General features: G+C 50.3%; 30 protein-coding genes. 8 read left to right on the top strand and 22 right to left on the bottom strand.

Annotated features, from left to right (window positions below; all coding sequences use genetic code 11):
- Positions 1 to 54: 54 nt before the first annotated feature.
- The 5 genes from SPIRS_RS02400 to SPIRS_RS02380 all read right to left on the bottom strand — a co-directional run bounded on the left by SPIRS_RS02400 (position 55) and on the right by SPIRS_RS02380 (position 4,808).
- On the bottom strand, positions 55 to 1,308 hold the full coding sequence (locus SPIRS_RS02400) for a cytosine permease (RefSeq protein WP_013253084.1): 1,254 nt from the start codon (positions 1,306 to 1,308) through the stop codon (positions 55 to 57).
- The gene (locus tag SPIRS_RS02395; protein WP_013253083.1) at positions 1,305 to 2,453 is read right to left on the bottom strand and encodes an AAA family ATPase; all 1,149 of its coding nucleotides are present in this window, start codon (positions 2,451 to 2,453) and stop codon (positions 1,305 to 1,307) included. Before SPIRS_RS02395 ends, SPIRS_RS02400 begins: the two co-directional genes overlap by 4 nt.
- A gap of 11 nt (positions 2,454 to 2,464) precedes the next feature.
- Positions 2,465 to 2,851 (bottom strand): hypothetical protein, encoded by a 387-nt coding sequence (locus tag SPIRS_RS02390; protein WP_013253082.1) that lies wholly within the window; start codon positions 2,849 to 2,851, stop codon positions 2,465 to 2,467.
- 27 nt (positions 2,852 to 2,878) lie between these two features.
- Positions 2,879 to 3,523, bottom strand: coding sequence for a hypothetical protein (locus SPIRS_RS02385; protein ID WP_013253081.1), 645 nt, complete (start codon positions 3,521 to 3,523; stop codon positions 2,879 to 2,881).
- A 67-nt stretch (positions 3,524 to 3,590) separates the two neighbouring features.
- Positions 3,591 to 4,808 carry an OmpA family protein gene (locus SPIRS_RS02380; RefSeq protein ID WP_013253080.1) on the bottom strand — a complete coding sequence of 406 codons (1,218 nt, stop codon included), beginning with the start codon at positions 4,806 to 4,808 and terminating at the stop codon, positions 3,591 to 3,593.
- Positions 4,809 to 4,891: 83 nt separating this feature from the next.
- Here SPIRS_RS02380 and SPIRS_RS02375 point away from each other — a divergent pair, with 83 nt between their 5' ends.
- Positions 4,892 to 6,394, top strand: coding sequence for a DbpA RNA binding domain-containing protein (locus tag SPIRS_RS02375; RefSeq protein WP_013253079.1), 1,503 nt, complete (start codon positions 4,892 to 4,894; stop codon positions 6,392 to 6,394).
- Positions 6,395 to 6,409: 15 nt separating this feature from the next.
- Here the strand turns inward: SPIRS_RS02375 and SPIRS_RS02370 are convergent, their stop codons facing one another.
- Positions 6,410 to 7,378 carry a hypothetical protein gene (locus SPIRS_RS02370; protein WP_013253078.1) on the bottom strand — a complete coding sequence of 323 codons (969 nt, stop codon included), beginning with the start codon at positions 7,376 to 7,378 and terminating at the stop codon, positions 6,410 to 6,412.
- A 24-nt stretch (positions 7,379 to 7,402) separates the two neighbouring features.
- On the opposite strand from SPIRS_RS02370, the gene SPIRS_RS02365 reads away from it, so the two are divergent.
- Positions 7,403 to 8,071 (top strand): MBL fold metallo-hydrolase, encoded by a 669-nt coding sequence (locus tag SPIRS_RS02365; protein WP_013253077.1) that lies wholly within the window; start codon positions 7,403 to 7,405, stop codon positions 8,069 to 8,071.
- 6 nt (positions 8,072 to 8,077) lie between these two features.
- Here the strand turns inward: SPIRS_RS02365 and SPIRS_RS02360 are convergent, their stop codons facing one another.
- Positions 8,078 to 8,485 (bottom strand): hypothetical protein, encoded by a 408-nt coding sequence (locus SPIRS_RS02360; protein WP_013253076.1) that lies wholly within the window; start codon positions 8,483 to 8,485, stop codon positions 8,078 to 8,080.
- 63 nt (positions 8,486 to 8,548) lie between these two features.
- Positions 8,549 to 8,905 carry a TraR/DksA family transcriptional regulator gene (locus SPIRS_RS02355; RefSeq protein ID WP_013253075.1) on the bottom strand — a complete coding sequence of 119 codons (357 nt, stop codon included), beginning with the start codon at positions 8,903 to 8,905 and terminating at the stop codon, positions 8,549 to 8,551.
- 133 nt (positions 8,906 to 9,038) lie between these two features.
- Between SPIRS_RS02355 and infA the strand changes: the two genes are divergently transcribed.
- Positions 9,039 to 9,260: a translation initiation factor IF-1 gene (gene infA / locus SPIRS_RS02350; protein WP_171814798.1), complete on the top strand. Its 222-nt coding sequence runs from the start codon at positions 9,039 to 9,041 to the stop codon at positions 9,258 to 9,260.
- Positions 9,261 to 9,270: 10 nt separating this feature from the next.
- Here the strand turns inward: infA and SPIRS_RS02345 are convergent, their stop codons facing one another.
- Genes SPIRS_RS02345 through SPIRS_RS02310 form a run of 8 tightly spaced genes read right to left on the bottom strand, consistent with a single transcriptional unit; the run spans position 9,271 to position 17,086 of the window.
- Positions 9,271 to 9,744 (bottom strand): Smr/MutS family protein, encoded by a 474-nt coding sequence (locus SPIRS_RS02345; protein ID WP_013253073.1) that lies wholly within the window; start codon positions 9,742 to 9,744, stop codon positions 9,271 to 9,273.
- 1 nt (position 9,745) lies between these two features.
- Positions 9,746 to 11,758 carry a tetratricopeptide repeat protein gene (locus SPIRS_RS02340; protein WP_013253072.1) on the bottom strand — a complete coding sequence of 671 codons (2,013 nt, stop codon included), beginning with the start codon at positions 11,756 to 11,758 and terminating at the stop codon, positions 9,746 to 9,748.
- Positions 11,752 to 12,342 (bottom strand): tetratricopeptide repeat protein, encoded by a 591-nt coding sequence (locus SPIRS_RS02335; protein ID WP_013253071.1) that lies wholly within the window; start codon positions 12,340 to 12,342, stop codon positions 11,752 to 11,754. Before SPIRS_RS02335 ends, SPIRS_RS02340 begins: the two co-directional genes overlap by 7 nt.
- Positions 12,327 to 13,301: a VWA domain-containing protein gene (locus tag SPIRS_RS02330; RefSeq protein ID WP_013253070.1), complete on the bottom strand. Its 975-nt coding sequence runs from the start codon at positions 13,299 to 13,301 to the stop codon at positions 12,327 to 12,329. Before SPIRS_RS02330 ends, SPIRS_RS02335 begins: the two co-directional genes overlap by 16 nt.
- Complete coding sequence (locus SPIRS_RS02325; RefSeq protein WP_013253069.1) at positions 13,301 to 14,302, bottom strand: VWA domain-containing protein; 1,002 nt, start codon at positions 14,300 to 14,302, stop codon at positions 13,301 to 13,303. The genes SPIRS_RS02330 and SPIRS_RS02325 overlap by 1 nt, the downstream gene beginning before the upstream one ends.
- On the bottom strand, positions 14,299 to 15,213 hold the full coding sequence (locus tag SPIRS_RS02320; RefSeq protein WP_013253068.1) for a hypothetical protein: 915 nt from the start codon (positions 15,211 to 15,213) through the stop codon (positions 14,299 to 14,301). Before SPIRS_RS02320 ends, SPIRS_RS02325 begins: the two co-directional genes overlap by 4 nt.
- Positions 15,210 to 16,082: a DUF58 domain-containing protein gene (locus SPIRS_RS02315; protein ID WP_013253067.1), complete on the bottom strand. Its 873-nt coding sequence runs from the start codon at positions 16,080 to 16,082 to the stop codon at positions 15,210 to 15,212. Before SPIRS_RS02315 ends, SPIRS_RS02320 begins: the two co-directional genes overlap by 4 nt.
- A 5-nt stretch (positions 16,083 to 16,087) precedes the next feature.
- Positions 16,088 to 17,086: an AAA family ATPase gene (locus SPIRS_RS02310; protein ID WP_013253066.1), complete on the bottom strand. Its 999-nt coding sequence runs from the start codon at positions 17,084 to 17,086 to the stop codon at positions 16,088 to 16,090.
- Between the two features lie 119 nt (positions 17,087 to 17,205).
- On the opposite strand from SPIRS_RS02310, the gene SPIRS_RS02305 reads away from it, so the two are divergent.
- Genes SPIRS_RS02305 through SPIRS_RS02295 form a run of 3 tightly spaced genes read left to right on the top strand, consistent with a single transcriptional unit; the run spans position 17,206 to position 19,924 of the window.
- Positions 17,206 to 17,781 (top strand): nitroreductase family protein, encoded by a 576-nt coding sequence (locus SPIRS_RS02305; protein WP_013253065.1) that lies wholly within the window; start codon positions 17,206 to 17,208, stop codon positions 17,779 to 17,781.
- An 11-nt stretch (positions 17,782 to 17,792) separates the two neighbouring features.
- Positions 17,793 to 18,644, top strand: coding sequence for a histidinol-phosphatase (locus SPIRS_RS02300; protein ID WP_013253064.1), 852 nt, complete (start codon positions 17,793 to 17,795; stop codon positions 18,642 to 18,644).
- 2 nt (positions 18,645 to 18,646) lie between these two features.
- Positions 18,647 to 19,924: an L-serine ammonia-lyase gene (locus SPIRS_RS02295; protein ID WP_013253063.1), complete on the top strand. Its 1,278-nt coding sequence runs from the start codon at positions 18,647 to 18,649 to the stop codon at positions 19,922 to 19,924.
- A gap of 93 nt (positions 19,925 to 20,017) precedes the next feature.
- Here the strand turns inward: SPIRS_RS02295 and SPIRS_RS02290 are convergent, their stop codons facing one another.
- Together SPIRS_RS02290 and SPIRS_RS02285 are read right to left on the bottom strand one after the other, a co-directional pair.
- A complete protein-coding gene (locus tag SPIRS_RS02290) occupies positions 20,018 to 20,812 on the bottom strand; it encodes a DUF4130 domain-containing protein (RefSeq protein ID WP_013253062.1) in 795 nt (264 codons plus the stop codon).
- Positions 20,812 to 22,095: a putative DNA modification/repair radical SAM protein gene (locus tag SPIRS_RS02285; RefSeq protein WP_013253061.1), complete on the bottom strand. Its 1,284-nt coding sequence runs from the start codon at positions 22,093 to 22,095 to the stop codon at positions 20,812 to 20,814. The genes SPIRS_RS02290 and SPIRS_RS02285 overlap by 1 nt, the downstream gene beginning before the upstream one ends.
- A 60-nt stretch (positions 22,096 to 22,155) precedes the next feature.
- Between SPIRS_RS02285 and SPIRS_RS02280 the strand changes: the two genes are divergently transcribed.
- The gene (locus SPIRS_RS02280) at positions 22,156 to 22,374 is read left to right on the top strand and encodes a hypothetical protein (RefSeq protein WP_013253060.1); all 219 of its coding nucleotides are present in this window, start codon (positions 22,156 to 22,158) and stop codon (positions 22,372 to 22,374) included.
- On the opposite strand, the gene SPIRS_RS02275 is transcribed toward SPIRS_RS02280, so the two are convergent.
- The 3 genes from SPIRS_RS02275 to SPIRS_RS02265 form a co-directional block, all read right to left on the bottom strand.
- Positions 22,340 to 23,092 (bottom strand): SagB/ThcOx family dehydrogenase, encoded by a 753-nt coding sequence (locus SPIRS_RS02275; RefSeq protein WP_013253059.1) that lies wholly within the window; start codon positions 23,090 to 23,092, stop codon positions 22,340 to 22,342. The two genes, SPIRS_RS02280 and SPIRS_RS02275, sit on opposite strands and share 35 nt — an antisense overlap.
- Positions 23,093 to 23,148: 56 nt before the next feature.
- Positions 23,149 to 23,439 (bottom strand): hypothetical protein, encoded by a 291-nt coding sequence (locus SPIRS_RS02270; RefSeq protein WP_013253058.1) that lies wholly within the window; start codon positions 23,437 to 23,439, stop codon positions 23,149 to 23,151.
- A 140-nt stretch (positions 23,440 to 23,579) separates the two neighbouring features.
- Positions 23,580 to 24,551, bottom strand: a complete 972-nt coding sequence (locus tag SPIRS_RS02265) for an NAD(P)H-dependent oxidoreductase (protein ID WP_013253057.1) — start codon at positions 24,549 to 24,551, stop codon at positions 23,580 to 23,582.
- 15 nt (positions 24,552 to 24,566) lie between these two features.
- Between SPIRS_RS02265 and SPIRS_RS02260 the strand changes: the two genes are divergently transcribed.
- Positions 24,567 to 25,298, top strand: coding sequence for a GntR family transcriptional regulator (locus tag SPIRS_RS02260; protein ID WP_013253056.1), 732 nt, complete (start codon positions 24,567 to 24,569; stop codon positions 25,296 to 25,298).
- An 18-nt stretch (positions 25,299 to 25,316) separates the two neighbouring features.
- Here the strand turns inward: SPIRS_RS02260 and SPIRS_RS02255 are convergent, their stop codons facing one another.
- Positions 25,317 to 25,700 (bottom strand): YjdF family protein, encoded by a 384-nt coding sequence (locus tag SPIRS_RS02255; protein ID WP_013253055.1) that lies wholly within the window; start codon positions 25,698 to 25,700, stop codon positions 25,317 to 25,319.
- Between the last annotated feature and the right edge of the window lie 66 nt (positions 25,701 to 25,766).

The raw sequence follows: 25,766 nt of genomic DNA, 5'->3' as shown, positions 1-25,766 counted from the left end.
CAATTGACTGCGAGGAAAGAAAATGTTTCCTTTCAACCACCAGGATTCCGAACACTAAGTTCTCTTTTCAAGCAGCAGATAGATAACAGAAGAAACAAGAAAGGCGGTAATACTGGCACCCAGGGGGCAGTCAACCGCTCGGGCAAGAAAATAGACGAGGGTTCCGATTCCCCAGACAAGAAGCCCTTTTATCCTGAATCCACCGGAAAAATTCATCCCCGATCCGACGGCAAAATCAAGTCCGGTAAGATCCTGTTTCCGGATAAGGAAGTAATCGGTAAGTAAAATAGCAAAAAGCGGAATAAAAAAGGCGCCGACCACATTTAGAAAGGTCTCAAATCTGGAAAGATCAAAAAAGAGGGCGAGAATAATCGTAAGGATTCCGGTTCCCCACATGGTCCAAGCCGGTTTGATTTTCGAATTGATATTAAAGAGGCTACAGGCCGAAGAGTAGATATCGGGAAAATCGCTTGTCATAGTCGATGCAAAGACCAGCACGACGGCAGGGATCGTCAAACCGAGGGTCCCCATCAAACGCAGAATATTGGCTGCAGGATCCTCGGTCCCCGTTGCCAAACTGATAACAAGGCCTATCCCATACATCCAACAGGAAACAATGCCGTATCCCAAAAAAGATCCCCAAAATCCACCCCGCTCGCTTTTGGCCAAACGAGAGTAGTCGGAGATAAGAGGTACCCAACTTATGGGCATAACAATAACAAGATCCATTAAGCGCATACCGCGGGTAAAGGAAAAAGAGTCGGCGGCCGCAGGTTTCATGGTGTAATAGTGCGGATTAAGGGCAATCCACGTCATCAAAGCAGATATAAGAACAAGGCCGATGATTACCACGGTGTGGACCCACTGAAGCTTCGAACTACCGACGAGAAAAGACCATGCAAGGGTACCTGCACCGATAAGAAGAATCCAAAAAGCCTTACTATTAAAGGGAGCACCGAGGCGATGGCCGACGCTGGCGCCGATGGAACCACTGAGGGCAAGCATGATCGTCGCCCATCCTACCAGCTGAAACACATTCAGCAGGCTTGGAATAATTGAACCGCGATTTCCAAGGACCATCCTGGTACTCTGCATGGACATAATGCCATATCGCGTTCCCATGGTACCGGAAGCGCTCAAAACAAGTCCGCCGAAAAGATGACCGATGACAATGATAAGCAATCCGGCAAAAAGCCCGGCATCCTGCAGCAGACTTCCGGCCCAGATCTCCGACACAGATACAGCAACTCCCGCCCACAGAAGGGCGGTACCGAAGCCGCTGAGTGTACGAGCTCCCTTATCGATCATTCGCTCACGTCCGACTCCGATGATTGATCCACATCAGCAGCCTCAAGGAGCCGATTAAGCTCTTTCTCCCCCTCGGAAATACGCTTTTTTATCTCCTTCATCTCCGCATCAAGCTCTTCCCGCTTACGCTTTACCTTCTCGAGCTGAGTACGCTGTTTCTCAAGCTCTTCCCGTTTCTCTTCCGCCTCTATCCCGGCCTCAAGGGCGGCGATCCTGGTTCTCAGGAACTCCTCTTTTTTTTCAAGCTCAGCGACCTCTTCCAAAAGTGAAGCATCTCCCTCTTTTCGAATCAGTTCCCTCAGTTCCGGCATCAAAAGCAAGGTGGCACCATAATCTCTATCGGATTCCGCAACAGCCGTTTCCGCTTCGACCCTTTTCTGGTCCAGATCCCTAAGACATTTGGTACTATTTTTATCGGCACCTGCATCGGCAAGTTGCGTTACGAGATCCTGCCGCTTCTTTTCGGCTTCACTCCGTTCGCCCCGTAGCTCCTCTTCCCTTCGTTCACTTTCCCGAAAGGTAGCAATCAAGGTAAGTAGTTGAGGATCAACAATGGCGGAGGCAAGCTCCTGTCCGAAAAGCGCCTCTCCAACCTTGAGATAAGCCTTATCCTGCTCTTTCCGAAGGCCCGTGAGATTATTCTTTGCCAGGGTGATTTTTGCTCCAAAGGTAATCCTTTTCAGAAGCGGACTCCGTTCCTTTGACGCCTCAAGGTCACGGAGCTCTTCCAAAGCCTTTTTTTCACGATCACTGTATTCCACGATCTCGGAAAAGAGAGAGGAAAATCTTTCGTCTGTCAATGCTCCTTTCTGGTAGGATTCAAAGCCCTTTCTGCCGATCTCTCCGTACAGTCGGGTTCGTCGTTCGCTAAGCTCTTTCTCCGAAGCGACAAGCTCCTCAATTCGCCGCTCCACTTCCTCCTTTTCCGAAAGAAGAGAACGAATCCTGCGAATCTCTTTCTCGATCTTCTCAAGCTTTTCCCGCGAAGAGAGAGCCCTCAGACGCAGTTCATCGGCTCCCGATTCATCGGAAATTTTTAAAGCAAGATTTCCAGCCCCCAAAAGGCTGCTCTTTTCTCCCAAAGAAACGAGCAGAGCTTCCAAATCGTGCTTCGCCTTACTCAGTTCGTTTTTCATGGCCGACATATCTACCTCCATTATAACGCCCCGTGATCAACAACACGACTCATAACATAAGTGAGGCTTTCATCGTCGATATCACTTCCGTAATCGGAAACCAGCTCTCCAATCAGCTTCCAGTCCTCGAGCAGAAGCGGATCTTCCCGATCGTCGTAATCAAGGACAAAAAGATCGGCAGCGCCATATAGACGATCGAAAAAGCGCTCCTCGCCATCATCTCCGCTCCTTCCAGTCGTTTCTGTCAGCCGAAGAAAGAACTCCTCAAGGAGCTCGGAAGGAACGGTCCGTGCACAACGGGAAAAGAGTTCGCGAAGACGCACCATTTTTACGGCAGGATCGATATCTCGCTCTTTCTCAAGTTTACGAACCTGCCGTTCGAGGGCATCCCCTCCGGAACCAAGCATAGTCACCTCCTGTCTGGAGATACCATACTACCAGCTCACCTCAAGGACAAGGGGTTCACTGTTTTGCATGCTGTTGAAATCGTACATGGGGATCTCATAGGTAAGCACGCGATCGTTGTCGGAAAGTTCACCAATGCTATGTGATTTGATTTTTTTCGGCGCCCGTACCCGATACAGAAAAGAATACCCCTCAAAGTACTGCTTGATCATCTCTTCCTGTGATGGATCACTGGAGCTCATATCCCCTTCTTCTTCAGGTTCGACGGCATCTTTTAGGACCGTTCTAAAAACGGTATGCCCATTCTCTTTCGTAAGTGTAGCTCCTTCAAACATATCCTCATCACCCTTCGAAAGGTCGGAAAAATCGTCAAAGGCAAGGGTCGCAGTGATGGTCTTCCGGTCCTCGGTATCTTTTTCGGTAACATCGACAACCGTTACCCCTTCTACACCTTCGTAAGAAGATTCCAGTTGCTCCTTGGTGATGGGAATAGGCACATCCTGTTGTTCGGGATCCATCTGAAAGAACATCTGACTGATGTGGAAAGCCATATCCACGGTTCCTGATCCATCGCTGTTGATGCTAACGTCCATCTCGACACCCAAGCACGACGAAAGCAAGAGCGCAATAAGGACAAAGAGCGACATCAATGACAGCCGCTTAAAGTGATTCATATACTCCTCCTGTATATCAATGCCCTAAAAGATAGCGGAGGATCAGGGAAAAATCGAGAAAAAAGCACTAATTTTCCAGGATCGTGATTTCGACTCGACGATTCTTCCGTTTTCCCTCTTCGGTGTCGTTGGGAGCAACCGGCGCTCCGGCACCCTTGCCCTCTATCATGAGACGGTCGTCGTCGATATTCAACTCATCCTTTAGAAAGGCCGCAACGGTACGGGCCCGCTCTAAAGAGAGGGCCATTCTTCCTTCGGCTGTACCGGCAAGGGCGGTATGACCGGTCACCAAAATGTCCCTGTCCGGGTAGAGCTTTAGCAAAGAAACAACACGCTTGAGCTTGTCCATCTCACCGGGAAGCGGAACCGCAGAATCGGCCTTGAATTGAATGTTCTCAAGACTGATAATAACCCCGTCGTCCCCAACCCGAACCCCGGCATCGGGAATCCCGTTTTCGGCAATACGTCGTTCAAGTTCATCCTTTACCGTTTCTTTATCCATAGAACGGGAACGGACCTGCCTAGCCGTCGCGGTTCCGGTGAATTCATAGCTATCTCCATTGGAAAGGTCAAAAACGATGGAAAAGTTTTCCTCGTAGGCCATAGGCTGCCCTTCCTGCCTATCCCAATACATGATCTGGTCCGAATAGCCGGTAATCCTTCGGGGATAGAGGGGGTAACGATCATAATAGGAATCCGCTCGCTGGGCAATCGAATATTGGATTGAGATCAGGTCTGCATTCTTTCCTTCGTACGTACCTTCTCCAAGATAGCGATAATTGACTGTCATTGGAAAAAGAAAGGGATCGGGGATTCCGTATCCCTGTCTGAGATCGTGCACCTCTTCTCCGTCTGCCTGCCAGCTATCTCCCGGTTTAAGATCCCGATCGGGAAAGGTGGGAACATCACGAACCACAGGCATATAGTATATCGGAGCTATCTCATATCGGCCAAGCCGAGAGCGCCAGAAGGTCGATTCGTATTCCTGATTCAGCTCATACACCGTCACGTTTCCTTCCCGGCTCTCACTGGTCAGAAAGGTTGCTTCTATCTTTGCCTTATCATCCTGAACCTCGACAACCTTCGCCGAGATCTTGTTGAGAATATTGGCATGATGGCTGTATGTACCGTTGATATACACTCGTTCATCCACCTTGGAAAGTATGCGGTACTGATCATCCAGAGCACTTTTATATGCAAATTCGACAGCCGAGACGGGGAGAATTCCCGAGAGCATGAGCATCAGCAGTAAACATAAGGTTAGCTTTCCATATCTTTCCGTCATCGATATCTCCTTTTCACTTTTCTTGACAAAGCATAGTGGTGCCGATATTCTTGACTACATCGTACATCGTATAGGATAGCACAGTGTTTCAGTCCGCAAACGATCATCATTCCGGCGAAAGGATCTTATCCCTCGTCAAAGATGCAGGTCTCCACACCGCAAGTCCGATCCAGCGTCAATTGTTTCCCGAACTGCCCAGCGAAAAGGACCTGTTGATCGAAACCGGAGACGAGGAAGGCAAAGCCCTCGCACTTCTGTTCCCCGCTCTTATTCGGAACGAGCGGCCCGCCCGAGAACTGTATGCCCTTATCCTCACAGCCGATCGTACCAAACTTCTCCGCTCTGATATTCTTCTCCGAAAGTTGACAAGCAAGCAATTCAAGGGCCAACAATTTGCGGTTCTCGGAACCGAAAGCCAGGCAAAAAAAGAACTCCGCCTCATATCAAGACGCCTCAATATCATTGTCGGCACACCCGAACGAATCATTGACCACCTCAGACGGGGAAATCTTGATCTTTCTTCCCTTTCCACCCTGGTTCTCGATGTCCCAGATGAGCCCCATCGTGAGGGCTTTGAACAGGACGCAGAGTTTATCCTTTCAAAGATTCCGAGCCGCATACAGACGGTCATTTTTGCCCCCCATCCGGAAAAGCTCGAATTCCTTGCCGCTTTTCAGAGAAGAAGTACAAGCCTCACAAGGGCCCAGCGAGAAGATTATCTTTTGCATATGCAGCTGTACACATGCAGCCGCAATAAGGCAGAAGCGGCAGCACGAATACTGCTCGGTCGGGGAAGGGTCAAAAACTGTCTCCTTATATGTGAAAACAATGAAGAAGCCCAAACCCTTCGTCGGCTGCTTCAGGTGTCGGGGGTGGACGGGCAGGCCGATGCTTGCATCATTTCGGGGGGAAGCACGGAAAATATACCGATGCAGGGAATAAATACCATACTATTCGCCGGCATACTTCCTGAAATCGGCACGATTAAAAAGCTTGTCGCCGATACAGGTAAGGACCCCGCAGAGGTAGAGCTATTGACGGTGTGCGATACCGACAATGCGGAGTGCCTAAAAACACTAACAACAATGGAGGAAGCACGAATTATGAGTTTGGAAGAGAAGGCTATGCCGTCGAATCAAGAGGTGCTTAAAGGCCATATCGAAAATATCCTTAACACAATTAAAATTGACGAAGATCCGGAAATACTCAACAGCTATCGATCGCTTCTGCGAAAGCACGTTCCTTTTTTTATGCGTTCTTATTTTGCCGCTTATCTCCTCAAAGAATCCGGAGCCAAACTTAATCTGCCGAATGAAAAAGAGAAAAGCGACCGCAGGCGTAAAGAAAAAATGAAAACCCTCTTTGTCAGTATCGGGAAAAATCGGAAGGTCTATCCGAAGGACCTGGTTTATCTTTTTCGTTCAACACTTTCGCTGAAAAAAGCGGAGATTGGTTCGGTAAAGGTACTGGACAATTACTCTTTTGTTGAAATCTCCGAATTAAGAAGTCAGGAAGCAATTTCAAAAATGGACGGAATGGAATATCGAGGCCGAAAGATTACTGTTAACTACTCAAGAAAGAAATAGCGAAGTTGTTTACCCTTAACGAATTACTGCAGCAAAAAATATGAAGATCATAAAGAGTTCAACTCCCACCGAAAGGGCAAGTATCAATAATGCCAGAAGTTCCAGCCGCTGAGAGGTTCGTTTCTTTACTTCGGCCTCTTTGGGCGGGGCTTTTTTTCCCTCGGAAATCTCGTTTAACGTAAGAAGATCCCGTTCCGTACGAAGCAAAAAGGCACGCTTCCACAGGGAACGGTAGAATGAATAGCCGATGACAGCGGGAGGCAAAACAAGGGTCAAGGGAAGGAGACTTACCGTTAATGCCAATATTGCGGGAAAACGAAGCAGGGGGGCACGGAGTAAAAGATAGAAGTAGACAAAAAGCGTAAATGAACCTGTAGTCAGAGCTCCGGGGGTTAGGAAATTCCAATACCCATTCCGCTCTCGCCCGGTTTTTACCGCATGGGAAAGGAGGTGTTCGTCGGGACCATCATAGACAATAACGACGAGAGGGACTTTCTGCGTGCTGAGAAAAAGGGCTCCGGTAGCTCGTCGATCCAGTTCTCCGGCGACAAAGACCTTTGTTCCCTCGGGAAGGGTCTTTATTCGGCGCCAAGGGACCTCGATGGGTACCATTTCGTCGTCAAAGGCTGAAGAGCCTTCCCGGTGGGAAAGCGAAGAAGGAGCAGAAATCATATAGACTCTAACCCTCTCGAGCCCAACACGAAGCGAGATTTTGCCATTATCTACCCAGGCTCCGTTCTCTCCCCGGAGGGCACGAAGTGTCCCGTAAAAGCGGAAACACCCGGCTCGGCCGCTCTCCCCGCTATGTAGTAAGCGATAATCAGGAACAGGATATGAAGCGGCGGACAAAAGCCCCTCCCGAAACCGCCGCCATTTTCTCCGAACAAAAAAGGCTCCAATACCCGGCACAATGCCATAGGTACAGAGGGCTATGAGCACGATCACAAAGAGATGAAGAAAAGCTGAAGCTTGCAAAATCACCATTTATCCCTTACCCTGAATACTATCATGGTAGAAAGAATTATTGTAGGAAGATTGAATACCAATTGTTACATATACTCCCGCTGGAAGAAAGAGTGCGTTATTATCGATCCCGGCGGAGATTACGAAAAAATAATATCTCATATGGTCGGAAAAAACCTTACACCCAGAGGAATCATTCTTACCCACGGCCATCTGGATCATGTCTCGGCACTCGGCAAAATTATAGATTATTACGTCGAGCAAGAGATACACCTTGATATTGCGGCCCATGAAGACGATGCCATTTTTTTCGGAAGCGGGGCCAGAGAAATTCATGAAGAGGCATTCCAGCAAATGGGAATCGACGGAAAGGCTCTTTTTCAGGAAATGTACAAACCCATTCCCGATATAGATTTATTTCTTGAGGAAGGGAAATCGGTTTTCGACTGCGATCTCAGAGTCATACATACCCCCGGTCATACAAAGGGCAGTGTTTGCCTCTACAGTGAAGAGAGTGATATGCTTTTCTCAGGGGACACACTCTTTTTCGAAGGAGTGGGAAGGACGGACCTGTTTGGAGGCGACAGTCAGGCTCTTTTTCGAAGCATCAACGAGAAGTTGATGCCGTTACCCGACAGAACCCGGGTATTTCCTGGTCACGGACCTCTCACGACCATCGAGAGGGAGAGGGGCTATAATCCCTATGTTCAGTAAACTGCCTTACAGATTCATGTTAACGACAATACCCATAAGCGCCTCCGATGAAACCGCTGTATAGGGTGTCTGCTGAGAAGTCAAGGCGGCATTGTGCAACCTATCCGCAAGCTGATCAATCATCGCATCAATTCGTTTTTCGCTTTCACCATCGTCTTGCCCGGAAACGTCGACTTGTACCTTATCACCCTTGATCTGCTTCAATCGTTCAATGAGGACATCAATCGAGCGTAATTTGGCAAGGGGAAAACCACCTACTCCATTTTCGGTAGGAATCCCGGTGACGTTTTTAAACCGGGCATAAAGATACTGATTTCGACTGACAGGCATTGAAACCCTGCCGGACGAATAGCGAGCGTGTAGCAGTTTTGAAACCGAAACAACCGGCGAACCGGCATACGTGCTGATCTCCATTCCCGTATCCTCTTCTACTTTCTTTTTCGGATACGGAATAAAAATGTTTAGGAAAAAAAGAGATCAGCGCGATCTTCGCTCGTCGCTCGATTTACACTCGATGCACATGAGTGCATACGGAATAGCCTCAAGCCGTTCAGTGGGAATTTTCTTTCCGCAACGCATACAGAGCCCGTAACGCCCGTTCTTCAGTCTCGAGAGGGCCGAGTCGATCAGCCTGATCCTTTTTACCTCCTGAGCATTAAGGGCTTCAAGGGTCTTCCGATCGATATCGTCGGCGGCAACATCGACAAGATCCTTTGGATCCATATCGCGAACAAGTGCCTCAAAATCTTCGCTCTCGGAGATAAGAGATCGAACGAGCTCCTCTTTCATTGCCAACAGCGAGTCTTTCATTTTCTCTTCAAAAACTTTATCCATATCTCTCCCCCTCTCCTGTTGTGATTTCCTGTCGAGTCCCGACATATTACTGAATCCGGGGAAAAAGTCAACAGGTTGACAAGAAGAAACTCTAGGCCTACTATATGGCGGATAAAGTCCGGCTATAGGAGGCATTGTGGCGAAAGAAGAAGCAATTGAAGTAGAAGGGATTGTAAAAGAATCCCTACCCAATACCATGTTCAGGGTCGAATTGAAAAATGGACACCTGATTCTCGCACATCTTTCCGGAAAAATGCGAAAACATTATATTAGAATAGTCCCCGGCGATAAAGTACGGGTGGCCCTCTCCCCTTACGACCTCACCAGAGGCAGGATCATCTACCGCGAACGGTAGACTTCCCATCCTATTCCTTCAGAATAACCCAGGTTGCACCGCTTCCACCAAGTGAACGATCGGCTTGTCCTGATTCACCGGCAATGGGTGAATATTGAAGGTATTCCCTTACAACATCAGGAAGCACTGCTCCGTCTCTGCCGGAGTGATTGCCCTTACCGTGAATAATGAGGACCTTTTGCAGATCTCTGCTGGCTGCCTCACGAAAAAAACGGTCAAGGGCGGTCACCGCCTCATCACGGGTCATTCCATGAAGGTCGATTTCAGCCTCGGGGGCTATCCGGCGAAGAGTGGAACGACGCAAAACTGGATCGATATCGGATAATTCCTTCTCTCCGATTACTTGCTCCCAATCGGCCTCTTCGGGGAGATAACGCTCAATCTGCCGTGCGAAGCCGCTATCATCTACCGGTTCTCTCTGTTTGCTTATCGTCTGCTGTTTTCGGCCAGCTTCCCACTTCTCCAGTATCTCACCGAAATCCATATCAACGCTCCATAGGTCCAAGAATTAGCACTTGATCCAGCGGGACCCACCCACTGGTATTAATACCGGTTTCGATGAACAGATAGTCCCTCGATCTACCAAGAAGCGTAACAGCTTCGCCTTCCCTCAGTACGAATGAGGTCCCCGCTCCCGAATCGGGAATCGAGAGAACAGGAAGATCAGCCTGGGCCACTACAACGTGCCGACCCCAATCGGCAGCCGAAAATCCAAGCGCAATGGCTGAAGCCACCCCAATAGTGAAAAGTAACACTGCAACAATGAAAGTCAAGTTTTTTCGATGAAGAAGATAAAAAACAGCCACAAAACCGGCACCATTTATCGACAACATCAAAAGGAAAAAGAAAAGATCAGGATGGACAGAGAATGGCAGAGGAGCCTGGAAACCAAACCCCTCACGCTTTTCGATTGCCTGTACCAGCTCTTTCATCTTTCCATCGGAAGGGTGGGTTCGAAAGGCCTGTCTTGCATAAAAAACTGCCTTGCCAACATGGGAGGCTCTATAAGCGGTAACGGCACAATTGTAAAATAATCTCGGATTATCCGGACTTATTTCGAGTAAAAGAAGATATTCTTGATACGCAGCCTCATCATCACCGGCAGCATATGCAGCCAGTGCTTTTTCATCCGATATAGGAGGAACTTCATCGACGGCTCCGGCTGCGGACATGAAAAAGAATAGGATGGAAACGGTGGCGACGGAACGCTTCTTTCGCCCAAAAATCAAGAAAACAAAAAACAGAAGTGGGCCAGGAAGCAACCAGAGATAGCTTCGGAGATTACGATATGAATCCTCATTGGTCACGGAAAAACCGGCTATGGGAAGAGGCTCGAAACTGAAGGGAGTTTCACCCTCCACTGTTCCGAAGTGTTCAGAATCCTCCACCCTGATCGTCGAAGAGGAAAGATATCGCGTCGAAACGCGTCCAGAGGAGGGGATGAGGAAGGGAAAAGGAGGATACGATATCTCAATAGTACCCTTTCCCGAAACCAGAAACTCAAAGCGAACGACACGGCGACCTACAAAACCATCGGCATCGGCATCTATCTCGGATTCCTCACTTGAAGAGATTAAGCTGGCACCCTTAAGAATCGGCTCAGGAACCGAAAGATAAGGCAGATTACCTTTCCCTGAAACGGTCACCGTTACAAAAAAACGATCACCTTCCTGAAAAGGGCCTTTGTCTGCGGCGGCTTTATACGCAAAAGATCCCACGGCACCGGTAGCGGCAACAGAGTCGGGCAGCGGAAGAACATGGAGATCAAGGGCATCGGCCTGCTCCCGTATCCCGTCGATGGTAACAAAAGCGGAAGGAATTTGAAGATCCCCCGAACGTTCAGGCGTCAAAAGATAGCCTGCGGCAGGCAATGTATAAAATGAAAATCCCTCGATTTCGCTTCGATCGATTGCCCCAACCCGGCCGGTTTCTTCAAAAAATCCCTCTCGCGGAGGCCGAACGGAAACATCGTCGACAAGACGAACCTCCCTCTGCATGGGAACCTTCAAGGTAACCGGTACGGTTTCTCCGGCATATACGCTCTGCCGGCCAAGTTCCCAATAGGGCTCAAAAGGTATTTGCAGGTGTCCGGAACGGTAAAGGCCGACCTCAAGGAGAAGAGGCGACGTTTCGTACTCTCCCTCTTCCGACAAAAAACGAAAAGAGGGAATCACCATTCGTCCCGTTCGAGAGGCGCGCAACGTATAGCTTATCCGCACAAAATGATCCACGCCCTGGTGTGCATAATCGTCTCCGCGATAGAAACGGATGTAAGGTCCACGCCAGATGGAAAGTCCGGAGGGAACCTCGGGAGCGATGGCCTCGACACCGGCAGAGGAAGAGAGCGGCAGGTCTACAACAAGGGTCGTATTATCCCGAACACCGACGGGATTGGGTTCGAGGGTTACCGACAGCGGGGGAAGCGCAGCGAGGGGAAATAAACCCGTAAGGAAAAAAAAGAGAAGAAGGAGTGCCCTTTTTTCTATATGAGCTACCACTGCTGCTCCTCCTTATGGTGGTCAGCCTCAGGAGCCGAACTCCAGGTGAAGGACTCGTTCCGTCGTACATAGTCGAGAATCCGCTCTGATTCTCCCTTTGCCTCAGGTAAGGCGGCCTGGGGGCTTTCCGTCTGCTGTTCCTGGCGTTTACGGGAAATTTTCCTTAAGGCGTGTTCCAGGTTTATTTTGGCATCAACAGAAGCGGGATGAACGGTAAGAGCCCGACGAAAAGCGTCATAGGCCTCCTGATAGTGGCCCTGGCCGAAGAAAAGGACCCCCTGATTAAAGGCAATTCGAAAAGAAAGCTCTTTATCCTGATCGGAGAAAGCAAGTTCCCACTCCTGAAGTGCTGCATCATCTTCACCGAGCTCATGGTAAACATTCCCAAGGTTGTAGTGAACACGACTTTTCCACCGCTCAAAATCCAATGCCTGCAGATATTTGAAGGTCGCCTCGTGATACTCTCCCCGAGCAAAGGCATAATTTCCCTGAAGCACGGCAAGGTGGGTCTCGGGGCTGTCACAAGCGGTGAGAAGCCAGAGAAGCGAAAAGAGGAGAACGAGCCGCATTATTTTTTTCGCCATGGTACCATCCTCACCAAAACATGTAAAAGAAGAAAAAGCAGGGCAAGGGCGAGAAAAGGACGGTAGAGGGTGTCTCTGGTAAGGCGGACACCACTATCCGGTTTGTAGCCAAGCAGCTTGCGCAATTGCTTCAGAGCATCGGCATCGCCGCCGTCGAGGAAACTCCCTTCTCCTGCCGCAGCAACGGACTGAAGGAGAATGGTATTCACCTTACTGCGTACGGGATTTCCCTCTTCATCCTGCATGACCCCACCATCAGCAGCCGGAACGGCCGCTCCATCCGCACTCCCAAGAGCAATAACACTGGTCGTAATATGATGATCCCGCCGTAAGGAGGCTGTGATCTCTTTGGGGTCACCGCTATGTTCTTCTCCATCGGAAAAAACAACAATTAGGCGCTGCCGCCTCTCTCCCTCAGGGAACGCCTGGCCCGCAGCGGAAATACCGGCCGCGATATTGGTACCGGCGGAAGAGAGCAAATCAGGGCTCAGAGCATCGACCGCCGACACTAAAGATTGCACATCCTCGGTAACAGGGACCATCACCAGACCAAGATCAGTAAATACCACCAAACCGTAACGATTGCCGGAACTGTTGTCCAGTACCGTTCTTATAAGCACCTTCGTGCGCTCCAGACGCGAAGGCACTACGTCGGAGGCAAGCATGCTTCGAGAAAGATCAACGGCAAAAACCACATCTTTCTTTTCAGGAAACTGTTCCGAATCGATTCCCGTGCCGGTAAAGCCCATGAGAGCAAGAATGGTAAACAAAAGGAAAAGAATTAAAAAAAACGAAGAAAAAAACCACTTAATAAGAAACACATCGTATAAAGAACGGGGAGATGCACCGTCGCGGAAGGAACGAAAGAGCCTCTTTCCGACAACAAGGCTACGACCGATGCTCCAGAAAAGAGGAAGAAAAAGCAGGAACAGAAAGGCACTCCCTGGGTTCTGCACCATCACAGCACCTCCCTGAAAAAAAGTCGCTTGACGAATGCATAAAAAACGAGCAGCCATAAGCCAAGACGAATGAGGAGATGGTGCACAGGCTCTGATGAAATATCGGTTGTGGATCGTAACTCTACAGATTCGAGGGCATCAATTTCCCGAAAAACCTGTGACAGGGCTCCTGGAGATCCGGCGAGAAAAGCCTGTCCCCTAGTGCTTTCCGTTACCGCTTTCAGAAGTTCCATATCAATCTTTCCCTCGTAGGTCCCCCGATAGCTTTTCCCCGTTTCAGGATCGGTAAATTCGGTTGCAACACTACCCTCACCGCCTACGCCAACCGCATATATTCGGATACCGAGAGAGGCTGCTACTCTGGCTGCCGATTCGGGTGTGATCTCTCCTGCATTATTTTCTCCATCGGAAACGATGACCATCACCTTTCTCTCGGCACTGCTTTTTTCCAGATGGACAGTGGCAACGGCCATTCCAAGGCCGAGGGCACTACCGCGGCCCAATTTCATCACCCGTACGGCATCCATTCGTGAGAGAAAGGATGTATAATCGAGGGTCGGGGGGGTTACAAGGGCAGCTTCATCTCCAAAGATTACCAAACCGAGGGGATCGTGTTCCCGCCCCTCCACAAAGGTTCGAATTGCATGTTTTGCGGCATCGAAACGGGTATCACCGCCAAAGTCCCTGACAATCATGCTGGGAGATTGGTCAAGTACAAAAACGATATCTACTCCACGATGTAGGTAGATCTTCTCACGCTCCACCAAGCGAGGCCCGGCCAGGGCCACAATGAGTGAAGCCACTCCCAACCAGAGTGATACATTGGCAAGAAAAAGCAAAAAACGATGAAAGAAGAGGGGTGACTCAAAACGATCACGTTCCCACATGGTGAAGCTGAGAGGAAGCAAGCCTCCTCTTCTTTTCCAACCGTAGGTAAGGAACATGGCAGGAGGGAGCACCGCCAAGAAAAGGAGAATTCCTGGTTGATCAAAGGTGATCATACGCTTCCCCGTCCCTTACGTCGGTTCGAAGACCGATGGCCCTCGGCACGACGTTCCACATAGGATGCCACATCTTTCAGCAGTGCAAGATCGTGGCGCTTACGATCGGTGTGTACCCGTTCTCCACCAAATTTTACGCCGTCGGATATGTGGTCCATTTCCGCCAAAGCAGCAACAAGAGCCTGATCATCAAAAAAGCGATCGCACAAAAAGCCGAACTCTCTGCTGGTAGCAGAAAGGAAATCCTCTCCGGTACGTTGGGTAAGATAGGAACGAAGGATCCCGGTCATGGTAAAATAGAAATCACGTCCGGCGATTTTATCGAAGTTATCTTCCAGCTCCCTCAATCGTCTGTAAAAGATACGAGCAGGTCGGCGGCCCCGGTGTCGTTCCATGATACCACGAAAGAATCTCCTGCCTTTCCCTGCCAAAAGCAAGGTAAGAACAGGTCCGAGGAAGATAAGCAGCCCAAACAAAATCAAGCCGACGGAGGTCCCCGGTAGTAAAAGTTGACCACGCGCAGGAGAAAAGGGGGCATTTGTGTCATCCAGAATCGATGAAGCATGAATCTTTACCCCCTCAAGAACCTTCCCTTCCCCAAAGACAATGGAGGGGAGGGTTCTAGTACCAGGCATATAGGTGGTAAAATGAATGGTAAGTTCGGAGCCAACGGAATCTCTTTCAATGGAAATATCCCGTATCTCGATCCACGGTACATCGGGAAGGGTCGAAGGAATTTCCAATGAATCGGGATCAACCCCTTCCAGGGTGAGACGAAGCTCGACACTGTCGCCTACATAGTATTCGGCAGGGAGGAAGAGCTGTCGGCTGACGATCAGAGGCTGCTCCGTAATCTCTTGGGCCGGGAGTAACATCGGAGCAAGAAACAGCACAAGTAATAATCGCTTCACCGCCGTCTCCTCCGCCGGAAAAACGTGAATAAGCTCTCAATGGGATCATCCTCGGTCGAAACCGTAAGGGTTGAGATTCCCCGTCTCCGGCATTCCCGGTCCCAATAGATGCGATGTGTTTCCCAGAACTCCCGATACTCCCGGCGGAAGCGTGACGATGCCCCGAAAGCGGGTAAAACTCCATCCGTTTCGGGATCACGAAGTTGCGCAAAGCCGGGTACGGGAAAATCCTTGTCGCTGGGATCTTCAATGCGGATCGCAATAACGTCGTGACGCTTGGCTACAAGGCTCATCTCCCGCCAGCAGGGCGCAGTTCGAAAATCACTGATGATGACGCAGATTCCCCGCCGTTTTACAGACTCATGAACCCCTCTGAGAGCAAGGGCGAGGTCAGATCCTTTCCCTTTGGGTTCCACTTCCATGATATCGCCGGCAAGACGGAAAATCTGGTTGCGACCCTTTCGGGGAGGGACCCATTTTTCTATTCGGTCGGAAAAAAAGGCCGCGCCAACTCGGTCGTTATTATGAACCGCACTAAAGGCGAGCAAAGCGGCAAGGGTTGCAACCGTCTCCTGCTTGCTCAATTTTCCGTTACCAAAACCTAAAGACGCGGAAACATCAATGACAAGAAAAAGTGCCATCTCCCGCTCTTCCCGAAATGTTTTAACGTAGGGCTGCCCCATTCGTGACGAAACATTCCAATCGATAAAACGAGAATCATCCCCCTCGGCATATTCCCGAACCTCGTCAAATTCAAGCCCCGGTCCCTTGAACAGCGACCGGTAATTGCCCGACAAGACCCCCTCGACGAGTCGGGAAGAGACAAGAGGAAGGTTCTTTATTCGTGCAAAAAGCTCGAGACTATCCATGACGATCAGGGAACGGGAACATATTTGAGCAAAAGCCGTATTACATCATCGGCCCGCATCTCCTCAGCCTCTGCTTCATAAGAGAGAACCAGTCGATGACGCAGAATCGGATAGGCAACGGATTTCACATCGTCGGGAATAACAAAGGTCCGTCCCTCAAAGAGAGCCGAAATTTTGCTGCACCGATAGAGAGCAAGGGTACCTCGCGGCGAAGCACCAAAATCGATAAACCGGCTATGGCTTCTCGGATTGCTGTCTTTCATTCTGCTTGCGGCGACAAGAGAGACGATATACTCTTCGATCCGCTCATCGACCATCACCGCTTCGGCGGTTTGCCTGAGGGCAAGCAAGTGTTCGGGACGCAGAATAGGCCGGACCGGAAGCTCTTGCTGTTTGCCCATTCTTCTAAGGATTTCAAGCTCCTCATGCTCTGTGGGATAGTCGAGCAGCAGCTTCATAACGAAGCGGTCGAGCTGGGCCTCCGGTAGCGGATAGGTTCCCTCCTGCTCTATCGGGTTCTGCGTCGCCAAAACAAAAAAAGGATCGGGCAAGGGATGCGAGGTATCGCCAATGGTAACCTGCCGCTCTTCCATAGCCTCAAGCAAGGCAGATTGAACCTTAGCCGGTGCACGATTGATTTCATCGGCAAGAACAATGTTGGTAAATATGGGCCCCTTACGAGGCACAAATTCTCCTGAATTCTGACGATAGGTTAAGGTACCGATCAAATCAGCAGGGAGGAGGTCGGGGGTAAATTGAAGGCGCTTAAAACCGGCGTCGAAAACTTCGGCAACGGTTCTCACCGCGAGGGTTTTGGCTAAACCGGGAACACCCTCAAGCAGAACATGGCCTCCGGCCATGAGGGCCATTAATATACCATCAACCATTTCCGATTGACCGATAATCCGTTTTCCTATCTCTTCCCTGAGCTTTTGCAACTCCTCGGAAGATTTTTGTACGCGGTTTTCCAATTCTTGGGCCATCATCGCTCTGTTATAGTACATCACAGGGCCTCAAGGCAACACGTCGGAAAGCCTCATTGAACAATCGCCCTTTCAATCTCCCCTAAAAAACGGTATGATCAGAGTAAGAGTTACGTATAAAGATCGGGGAGGAAGTGATTGTGGATATCGACCAATTAATTGCGAAAAGTCGCAGCTTTCGCCGTTTCGATGGTACTCATGCAATTGAGAAGGCTACGGTGCTTCAGCTGATTGACCTTGCTCGTAAAAGTCCGAGCGGCGCCAACCGTCAACCGTTGAAATTCCACGTTTCTGTGGATAAGGGCCTCAACGAACGCATATACCCAACCCTGGCCTGGGCCGGATATCTGATAGATTGGGAAGGGCCAATCGAATCGGAACGGCCCACCGCATATGTCACTATTCTTCTGGATAAAGAGATATCTCAGAGTGCCGGAGTCGATCACGGCATCGCTGCCTGGTCCATTCTTCTTGGCGCAACTGCCCGTGGTCTCGGCGGTTGCATGATAGCATCAATCAGAAAAAAGGAACTTGCCGCTGTACTTGAACTAGATCAGAATCGTTTCGACATTCTTCTGGTTGTCGCACTCGGCAAGCCTGTCGAACAGGTGGTACTTGAGGATGTAGGAAATGACGGCGAGATACGCTACTGGAGGGACAATGAAGATGTGCATCACGTTCCCAAACGTCGGATTGACGATATCACTATAGGATAGAAACGAAGCATATGCGATTGGCAAATTATCATACACATTCGCTTTGGTGTGACGGAAAGGGGACCTTGGGTGACTATGTTGAAACTGCGATAGCAAAGGGGTTTGAGGCCCTCGGCTTTTCCGGTCATGCCCCGCTACCTTTTCCCAACGACTGGACCATGACCGAAAAGGGAATCGTCGGATATATTTCCGATGTTCGTACCCTTCGAGACCTTTATGAGGATAAGCTGGAAATCTACCTTGGCCTTGAAGTAGATTTTATTGAAGGGGTGACAACCCCTGCCAGCTCATGGATCGGCTCTCTCGGTATGGATTATCTGATAGGAGCCGTTCATATGCTCCAAGATCCCAAGGATGGCCTTTGTTATTCGGTGGACGGAAGTGAAGCGGAGCTGCACCACCTCATTGACGTAAGCTTTTCAGGCGACGTGGAAGCGATGATCAGGGCCTACTACCGTGCGGTGATTCTTCTTGTCCAGGACGGCGGTTTCGACTTTCTTGCCCACTTCGATCTGGTGAAAAAGCACAATGTGAAAACCCCCTTCTTCGACGAAGAGGCGTCATGGTATAAGGATGTGGTAAGCAAGGCATTGGATGCGATCGCCGATAAGGGAATTCCGCTTGAGATGAATACAGGGGCCCTCAGTCGCGGCTATAGGGAAGATCCCTACCCTTCTCAATGGATCCTTGAAGGCTGTAGAGAACGCGGGATTCCTATGCTCATCAATTCCGATGCCCATCGTCCCGAATGGCTGGACTATGCCTTCCCTACCTGTAGGTCCATGCTCACCGCTGCAGGATATAAAACGGTCCGCATGCTCATACAAGGACGATGGCAAAAAGTCCCTCTTGAAGAGGTATAAAAATGAAATCATTGCGGGAGCTCTACAGGATCGGTATCGGTCCGTCGAGCAGCCATACTATGGCGCCCCATCGTGCGGCCGAGAACTTTTTAGGCCGTTATCCGAGTGCTCCCCGTTACAGGGTCACGCTTTTCGGTAGTCTTGCGGCAACCGGCAAGGGGCACCTGACCGACCGAGCGATCCTCGATGTTCTAGGCGACGATACAACAACATTAATTTGGAAACCGAACGAGCTGCTGCCCCGTCATCCGAACGCGCTTAGATTTGAGGCCATTGATACCGATGGAGCGCTTATAGCAGAGGAAATAGTCTACAGCATCGGGGGAGGGGCTCTCCTGTACGAAGACGAGCAGGTTCAGGCAAACGAGCAAAGGACCGATCCCTACCCATACCTCACCATGCGTTCAATTCTCCCCTGGGCGGAACGTGAGGGACGACAGCTGTGGGAATATGTCTATGAGCATGAAGATACCGACTTTGATCAATTCTTGAGCGATGTGTGGACCACGATGAAAGAGACCATCGCCCGGGGTATTGAAAACGAGGGACGACTTCCCGGTTCTCTGAATCTTGCGAGAAAGGCTTCAAGCTATTTCATGAAAAGCAGGCATGCCTACGGTATGATCAGGCAGATTAGTAAACTCTTTGCCTATGCCCTGGCGGTTTCCGAAGAAAACGCATCAGGAGGCATTGTTGTCACCGCTCCCACCTGCGGATCCTGCGGTGTCCTCCCTGCGGTGCTGAAGGTACTTCAGGAAGATTTTGAGTTTACCGATAAGCGGATCAGAAGGGCCCTTGCGACAGCAGGCCTGATCGGCAACCTTGTCAAGCACAATGGTTCCATCAGTGGAGCCGAGGTCGGCTGCCAAGGGGAAGTGGGTACGGCCTGTGCCATGGCTGCTGCAGCGGCGGCTCAGTTGCTGGGCGGCACCCCCAGTCAGGTTGAGTACGCAGCCGAAATGGGACTTGAGCACCATCTCGGCCTTACCTGTGATCCGGTGGGAGGCTTGGTTCAGGTTCCTTGCATCGAGAGAAATGCGGTAGCCGCAACCAGGGCGGTCGATGCCGGGACCTTTGCAACTCTTTCTGACGGAAAGCATATGATCAGTTTCGACGAGGTAGTCGACACCATGGCTCAGACCGGGAAAGACCTATCCAGCCGTTATCGGGAAACCTCCTCCGGCGGACTTTCCATCTTTTACAATCGGGACGAACTGGAAGCTCTTGCAAAACACGGTACTCCTCAGCATGACCAGCAAGAGATCCCGCCGGGTGTATAGGAAGCAAAGCGTAGTGTTACGAATCCTGGTGATAAGCATGCATTAGGAACCAAATGCTACTAATATTCGTATATTCGTAACAGTAGAAATGCTCTATGAGTCAAACCGTAATTCGGGAAGATACTCACGATAGACCTTCGGCAAAAAGGAGCGTTGCAGGTTGCTGTTGCGGCGTTCCTTAATTGCCGTAGCATGTACATAGCCGCTCCAACACTCCTGCACACAATCCCCTCTAGCGGGAACGGCCTCAAGCTCCTGTTTTGAAGGCAGTAACTCGAATACCCGACGGGCCTTATCAAAAGCCCCCTCACCCGAAGCCCTTCCCTTGATTCCGGGGCCCACCTTTGAAGCGGGAACCGTCCAGCGAAAAAGATCGCGCCCCCTGTCATGAAAAAGCAGAGGTGTTTGAGGAAATCGCTCGGCCGCCCAGGTGGCAAGAAAGGGCAGAACGGCAAAGCGGGGGCGAAGAGGCGCATACATGATTCCGACATCAAGAGGGAAAAAACGCAGGATTCCCTGATACCGATGGCACTCGGTAGCAACCCGTTCGGCCCATTCTCGGAGCCCCAGGCGCTCATCACGGTCCAAGCGATCGGGGAAGCGCCAAAGCAGCAATAAAAGCCGATCCACATCTTCCCGCTCGGCTGCCTGAGCCCGACTCATGACCCAGGCAGCCCGTGCACCGAGTTTTTTCCCGAGGCAATCATGAATCCGTCTCGCATCCCTTTCCAGTGTGGCAACAAAATCCCCCGCCTCGGAAAACAAATCCCCGTTCCTGCCCTGTCTATGTATCGCTAAATCTTTACAATCTTCAGGCTCCATTATCTCACTTTTGGCAAGAAGCGTGAGAAAGCCCTTCCAGCTACCATCGTACGACAATCGCGGCATCACAACTCTCCGCTGATAGCATCAAAAAGAGAAAGCTGACCGAAAGCATCGGGGCCTTCCCCCAATCTCATCCTAAGTACCTTTTCGGAATAGTCTGCGGAAACAAGGGACCGACCACCGCAGGTGACAAAGTACTTGGCACGGGAAAGGACCACACCCAAACGCGCCACCAGCTCAAAATTCAGGGGGCCCTCGCGCCTTGCAACCACAAGACGATGTGCAGACCGCACTCCGATTCCGGGAACCCGTAGAAGCACTTCGTAATCGGCACGCTCGAGATCCACCGGAAAATGGTCGCGGTGTACAATCGCCCAATGACTTTTCGGATCAAGTTCGGGATCAAGAGATGCAGAACGGTCCCCCACAAGCTCATCGAAGGCAAAACCGTAAAAGCGCATGAGCCAATCAGCCTGATAGAGGCGATGTTCCCGAGCCTTGAGACGATTCGGGGTCCCCAGATCAAGGCCTGGCCCCTCGGCCCGGGAAACTGTTGGAACAAAGGCCGAATAGTAGACCCGTTTCATACCGTAGCTTTTATAGAGGCCGTCGGCGAGGGAAAGAATGGTGCCGTCGGCCTCGGGGCTAGCCCCCACAATGAGCTGTGTACTCTGTCCGGCGGGAACGAAGGAGGCAGGTTTTGTTTTCAAAAACGAGGAATGGCGAAACTCTTCCATACCTTCACGGTAGTGGTCGATTTCGGTACGCATCCACCCCATGGGGCCAAGGATATCCCGACGTTTTTTCTGGGGTGCCAGACGATTGAGAGACCGTTCGCTTGGAAGTTCGATATTGACGCTCATACGGTCGACCCAACGACCGGCGGCGGCAACAAGCTCTTGGGAAGCACCGGGGATGGCCTTCATATGGATATATCCGCCGAAACGGTGTTCGCTCCGCAATGTTATGGCAACCCGTAAAAGCTGCTCCATCACCACATCGGGTTCGGCAAAAATCCCGGAAGAAAGGAAAAGCCCTTCAATATAATTTCTTCGATAAAAGGCCATTGCAATGTTCGTAAGCTCATCTACGGTAAAGGAAACCCGTCTACCACCGGCGGAAGCCCTATTCACGCAGTAGGAACAGTCGTAACGGCAGGCATTTGAAAAGAGGACCTTCAGCAAACTTATACATCTGCCGTCCGAACTCCAGGAATGACAGATTCCCGCAGATAGGGTTGACCCCATACCACCCTTGGGACCTAAACGTGTACTTCCGCTGGAGGCACAAGAAACATCATACTTGGCCGCATCGGCAAGTATCTTGATCTTCGCTTCGGTATTCATACAAATACTATACATCTGTTTAGTGTTAAGATGCAATAGCTTTTTCCATAGGATGCACTCATGGTTACCTGGGAAGCAATGACCCCGGAAGAACGGGATCGATTTATCTATCTCATTCTCAGTGAAGATGCCCTCAAAACAATCGTGCTTATCATGCAAAAAAAATACGGTCCGACGGTTTCAACCGAAACAATCATGCGCTTTGCCTTTAAGGTTGCCGTAAACAGAATGACCCCGCAACATCTTAAGCACGTTTCCCCACGGGAGCGGCATACATAAGAAAGCGCTCTTTTCCATCAAGGCCGAGAAAGCGGTCGCACTTTTCCTGGTCATAGGCGCCCACGGCACAGGTTCCGCAGCCAATGGCCTCGCAGGCGAGGTAGAGATTCTGGCACACATGACCGGCATCGATCAGCATCAATCTGTGGGCTTCAAAGGCATAGCTCCATTCTCCACGCTCCGGGGCTCCGGCCCACAGAAAGGTGACGGCTGCACCAAAATTATGCTTCAATAACGCCTCATCAAGCTCTTTTTCCTCGCCATCAGGATCATTCGCCTTGCGGAGCAGGGTGAGAGCGTGATCAAGGGGAAGATACCGATACAATCCGGGATCAAGACCATGAACCGCTTTGATAAAAAGATAGGTTTCAAGGGGATGCCTGGCACCTCCGCTGGGAACGCTTCTGAGACTAAACTGGGAGGAAACCTTTCGCACTCCCTGGGTCGCCCAAAGTAAGAAGGAAAGCTCATCAAGCGAAAGCTCCCCACCGGGGAAATGACGCCGACTTTGGCGTGCTGCCATTGCCTCGATAAGAGTGATTTCGCTCGCCATACCTCCCGGCATGATCGGAAGCCTGATCAGCCCCTCGCCCTGCGATGCCGGGTCCTGAAGGGGAGGAGAAGGGAGACCGTTCGCTTTAGCGGTTTTTATGGTGGAAAGTTCGGGCCACCGACTTTTCAGCAGGGACCGGCCCGCAGCAAAGGAATTATCTTTCACAGCAACACTCCTGAAACAGATTAACACGCCTTGTGTCGATCTCCAGTGTGCCGCTTTTAATTCCTTAAAGCAAGAAGATCGGAAGCTTCTGAAACACAATCAGGAAAGTCTTTTTTCTCATACAGATGCCAATGAGACGGCGATCTGACAGATTCCAGCGAACGAATAAAAAAGTGATTCGCTTCCCGCATAATGTCCTGACGGGAAAGCATTATGAGATGTTTCGATGAATCAAAAAGTGATAAGGTTTCGCACAACCGCCTTTCAAAAGACAATTGCAGACGTTCAACACTGACCAGACCGTGCGACAATATAAATTCCAAGATGCGTTTATCATGATCATTCACGCAAAGTCCCTCCCCCAGTACCATTTTATTATAGTAGCAGAACTGTCGTATCGCAAGAAAAGGTATTGGAAAGCTGCGAAGATTGAAGATTGTTGATGACATCGTCCACCGGAAATCCCGCCGGGAATCCGGCCAAAGGGTCAGGTAAGGAACACAAAACGAGGAGAAGCCGGTTCGTTTCTGAGAAGCGAGGTTTTGTGAAGAAAACGCTCTTTGGAAACAAGATCAGCAACTATCGAACCGTTCGGGCACAATTTAACGCAATTAAAGCAGTAGATACATCGATCGGTAAAGACCGGATGCGGGGCAAATTGAATCGCCGAGGTGGGGCAGACCGCATAGCAGCTTCGGCAGAGGGTACAGGCATTGGCCCCTTCGGTCCGAATCGTTCTGTCGGGCATTTCATCCGCCGCAGAGGCAAGATCAACCCTGGAAAAGCTTTCCCGAACTACAGGGTCGGGGTGTATAAGAGCCTCTATTGAACTTTCAGGTGAAAGGGCTGAAGTGGCGAGCCTACGTACAAAATCGAATAGCCAGCGGTCAAGCATCTCCATATCGTTTTTATTCGGCCGAGCCTTACCGAGAGGGTTATCATCCCTCCACATATGCGAATGGGGGGCAACCATGGAAATTCCTCCGGCCACCCGCAACCCATGCGAGAAGGCACTTTCCGCCATCTCCTGCAGGGCAACGCCGGAAGAGACTCCCCCCCACGTAACAAAGGGGACAAAAACAGTACCGATATCGGAAGGCAACAGATCAATAAAGTTACTAACAGGGGGAACAGCGTGGCCTACATATACCGGTGATCCGAGAAACAGAAGGCCATTCTCACCAGCTGCATCAATTTCTTTCAGAAGCGGAGAAATCTTATTGCCCTCATTGTAAAATTTCAGAGCTCCAAGATCGTAGAGAGAAACAGAAAATTCTTCCGTCCCTCCTTTTCTGAAAAAGTCGGCAATTCTTCGGGCAATTCTCGCCGTCGAGCCTGCAGGAGAGCTGTAGACAACAAATACCTTCATAGAGGCGATCATATCATGTTCGGAGCATCGATTCCAGCTGGCAGAAGAGAAGGCAACGTTCCGTAGGCTTTTCAGTCGCTCGTCTCCCATGATACAGTAAGCAAAATGATTACCAATCGTTACTCCCGTCTCCTTCTGGTGAGACAGGCTCTTTTGGAATTAATACAAACCCTCCCGCCTTCAAATGGTACTCAAGCCAACCGATTGCCCCCGGAAGGGGAGCTTGCCAGAAAACTGGGTGTAAGTGTGGCAACGGTGAGGGAGGCCCTGCGGATGCTCGAAAGGGAGGGTATCGTCTCCAAACGCCACGGTGCCGGTAATTTCTACCACAGTAGTGCATTGGACCTATCCATGCGTATCGATACAAATCTGGAATTTACAGAATTGATCCAGGCAGGAGGATATGAAGTCGGCCAACGCGGCGATAGGGTCGTTAGAAGGGCCCCGGACAAGGAGGAACGAAAGTGGTTTGGGATCGAAGGCGAGCATCTGTGCTATCACTGGCGCTACCTTGCCGACGGACACCCTGCTATCCTCACCACCAATCTTATCCCCGCATGTATCATCACGAATCCGCCGGAAACAGAGGAAGCAGATGGCAATATCCTTAACTTTCTTTGGAAATATGCCGGCCAAAAGATTTCTCATGCCAACGTATGCATGGAGCCGCAGCTTGCCGAAGAAGCCGACCTTGCAGCCTTCGAGGCCAGCAATGCGCTACCGATCATCGTGTGGTATCAACGTTTTTTCAGCTACCAGGATCGGCCGGTTGGTTACGTTCGAGTGGCCTTCAATCCCCTTATCGTAAAAATGCAGCTTCTCCAAAAGTGGCTCTAATCATCTCAACGTCTTATCTCAATGTCCGCGCCGTTTTTCTTTCCTTTTTTCACACCGTCTACGATACTGTTCATTCGCATCGGCCCGGTACCTCACTTTCCTCTCCTTTTTGCGAACAAGCAGAACTTCCCGCTGCTCCTCTTTATAGAGGTCAAACGATTTCTTTAGACTTCGCTTTTCTTCTTTCCCAGAAAGCCGCTTTTTTGCCCGCACAATTCTTTGGCATGCATAAAATCGCAGATAGTGATAGCTATTGAAATAAAAATCAAGGATGTCGTTATTCGTCGGTTCGGGGCCAAAAGTATGCTTGGCCACGGAGAGGGTTCCATCTTCTCCGCGTTTTTCAACAAGTGCGACCCAGAATTGACCGTTAAAGAAAATCGTCGAAACAACAGTATCCATACTTTACCTCCGGATATATCACTCCAGAGGCAAAGACGGACATCCAAGGATGGTTACGGGATCCGG

Source organism: Sediminispirochaeta smaragdinae DSM 11293, from assembly GCF_000143985.1.
GTDB classification, from domain to species: domain Bacteria; phylum Spirochaetota; class Spirochaetia; order DSM-16054; family Sediminispirochaetaceae; genus Sediminispirochaeta; species Sediminispirochaeta smaragdinae.
This window is presented reverse-complemented; position numbering and strand designations above follow the sequence as displayed.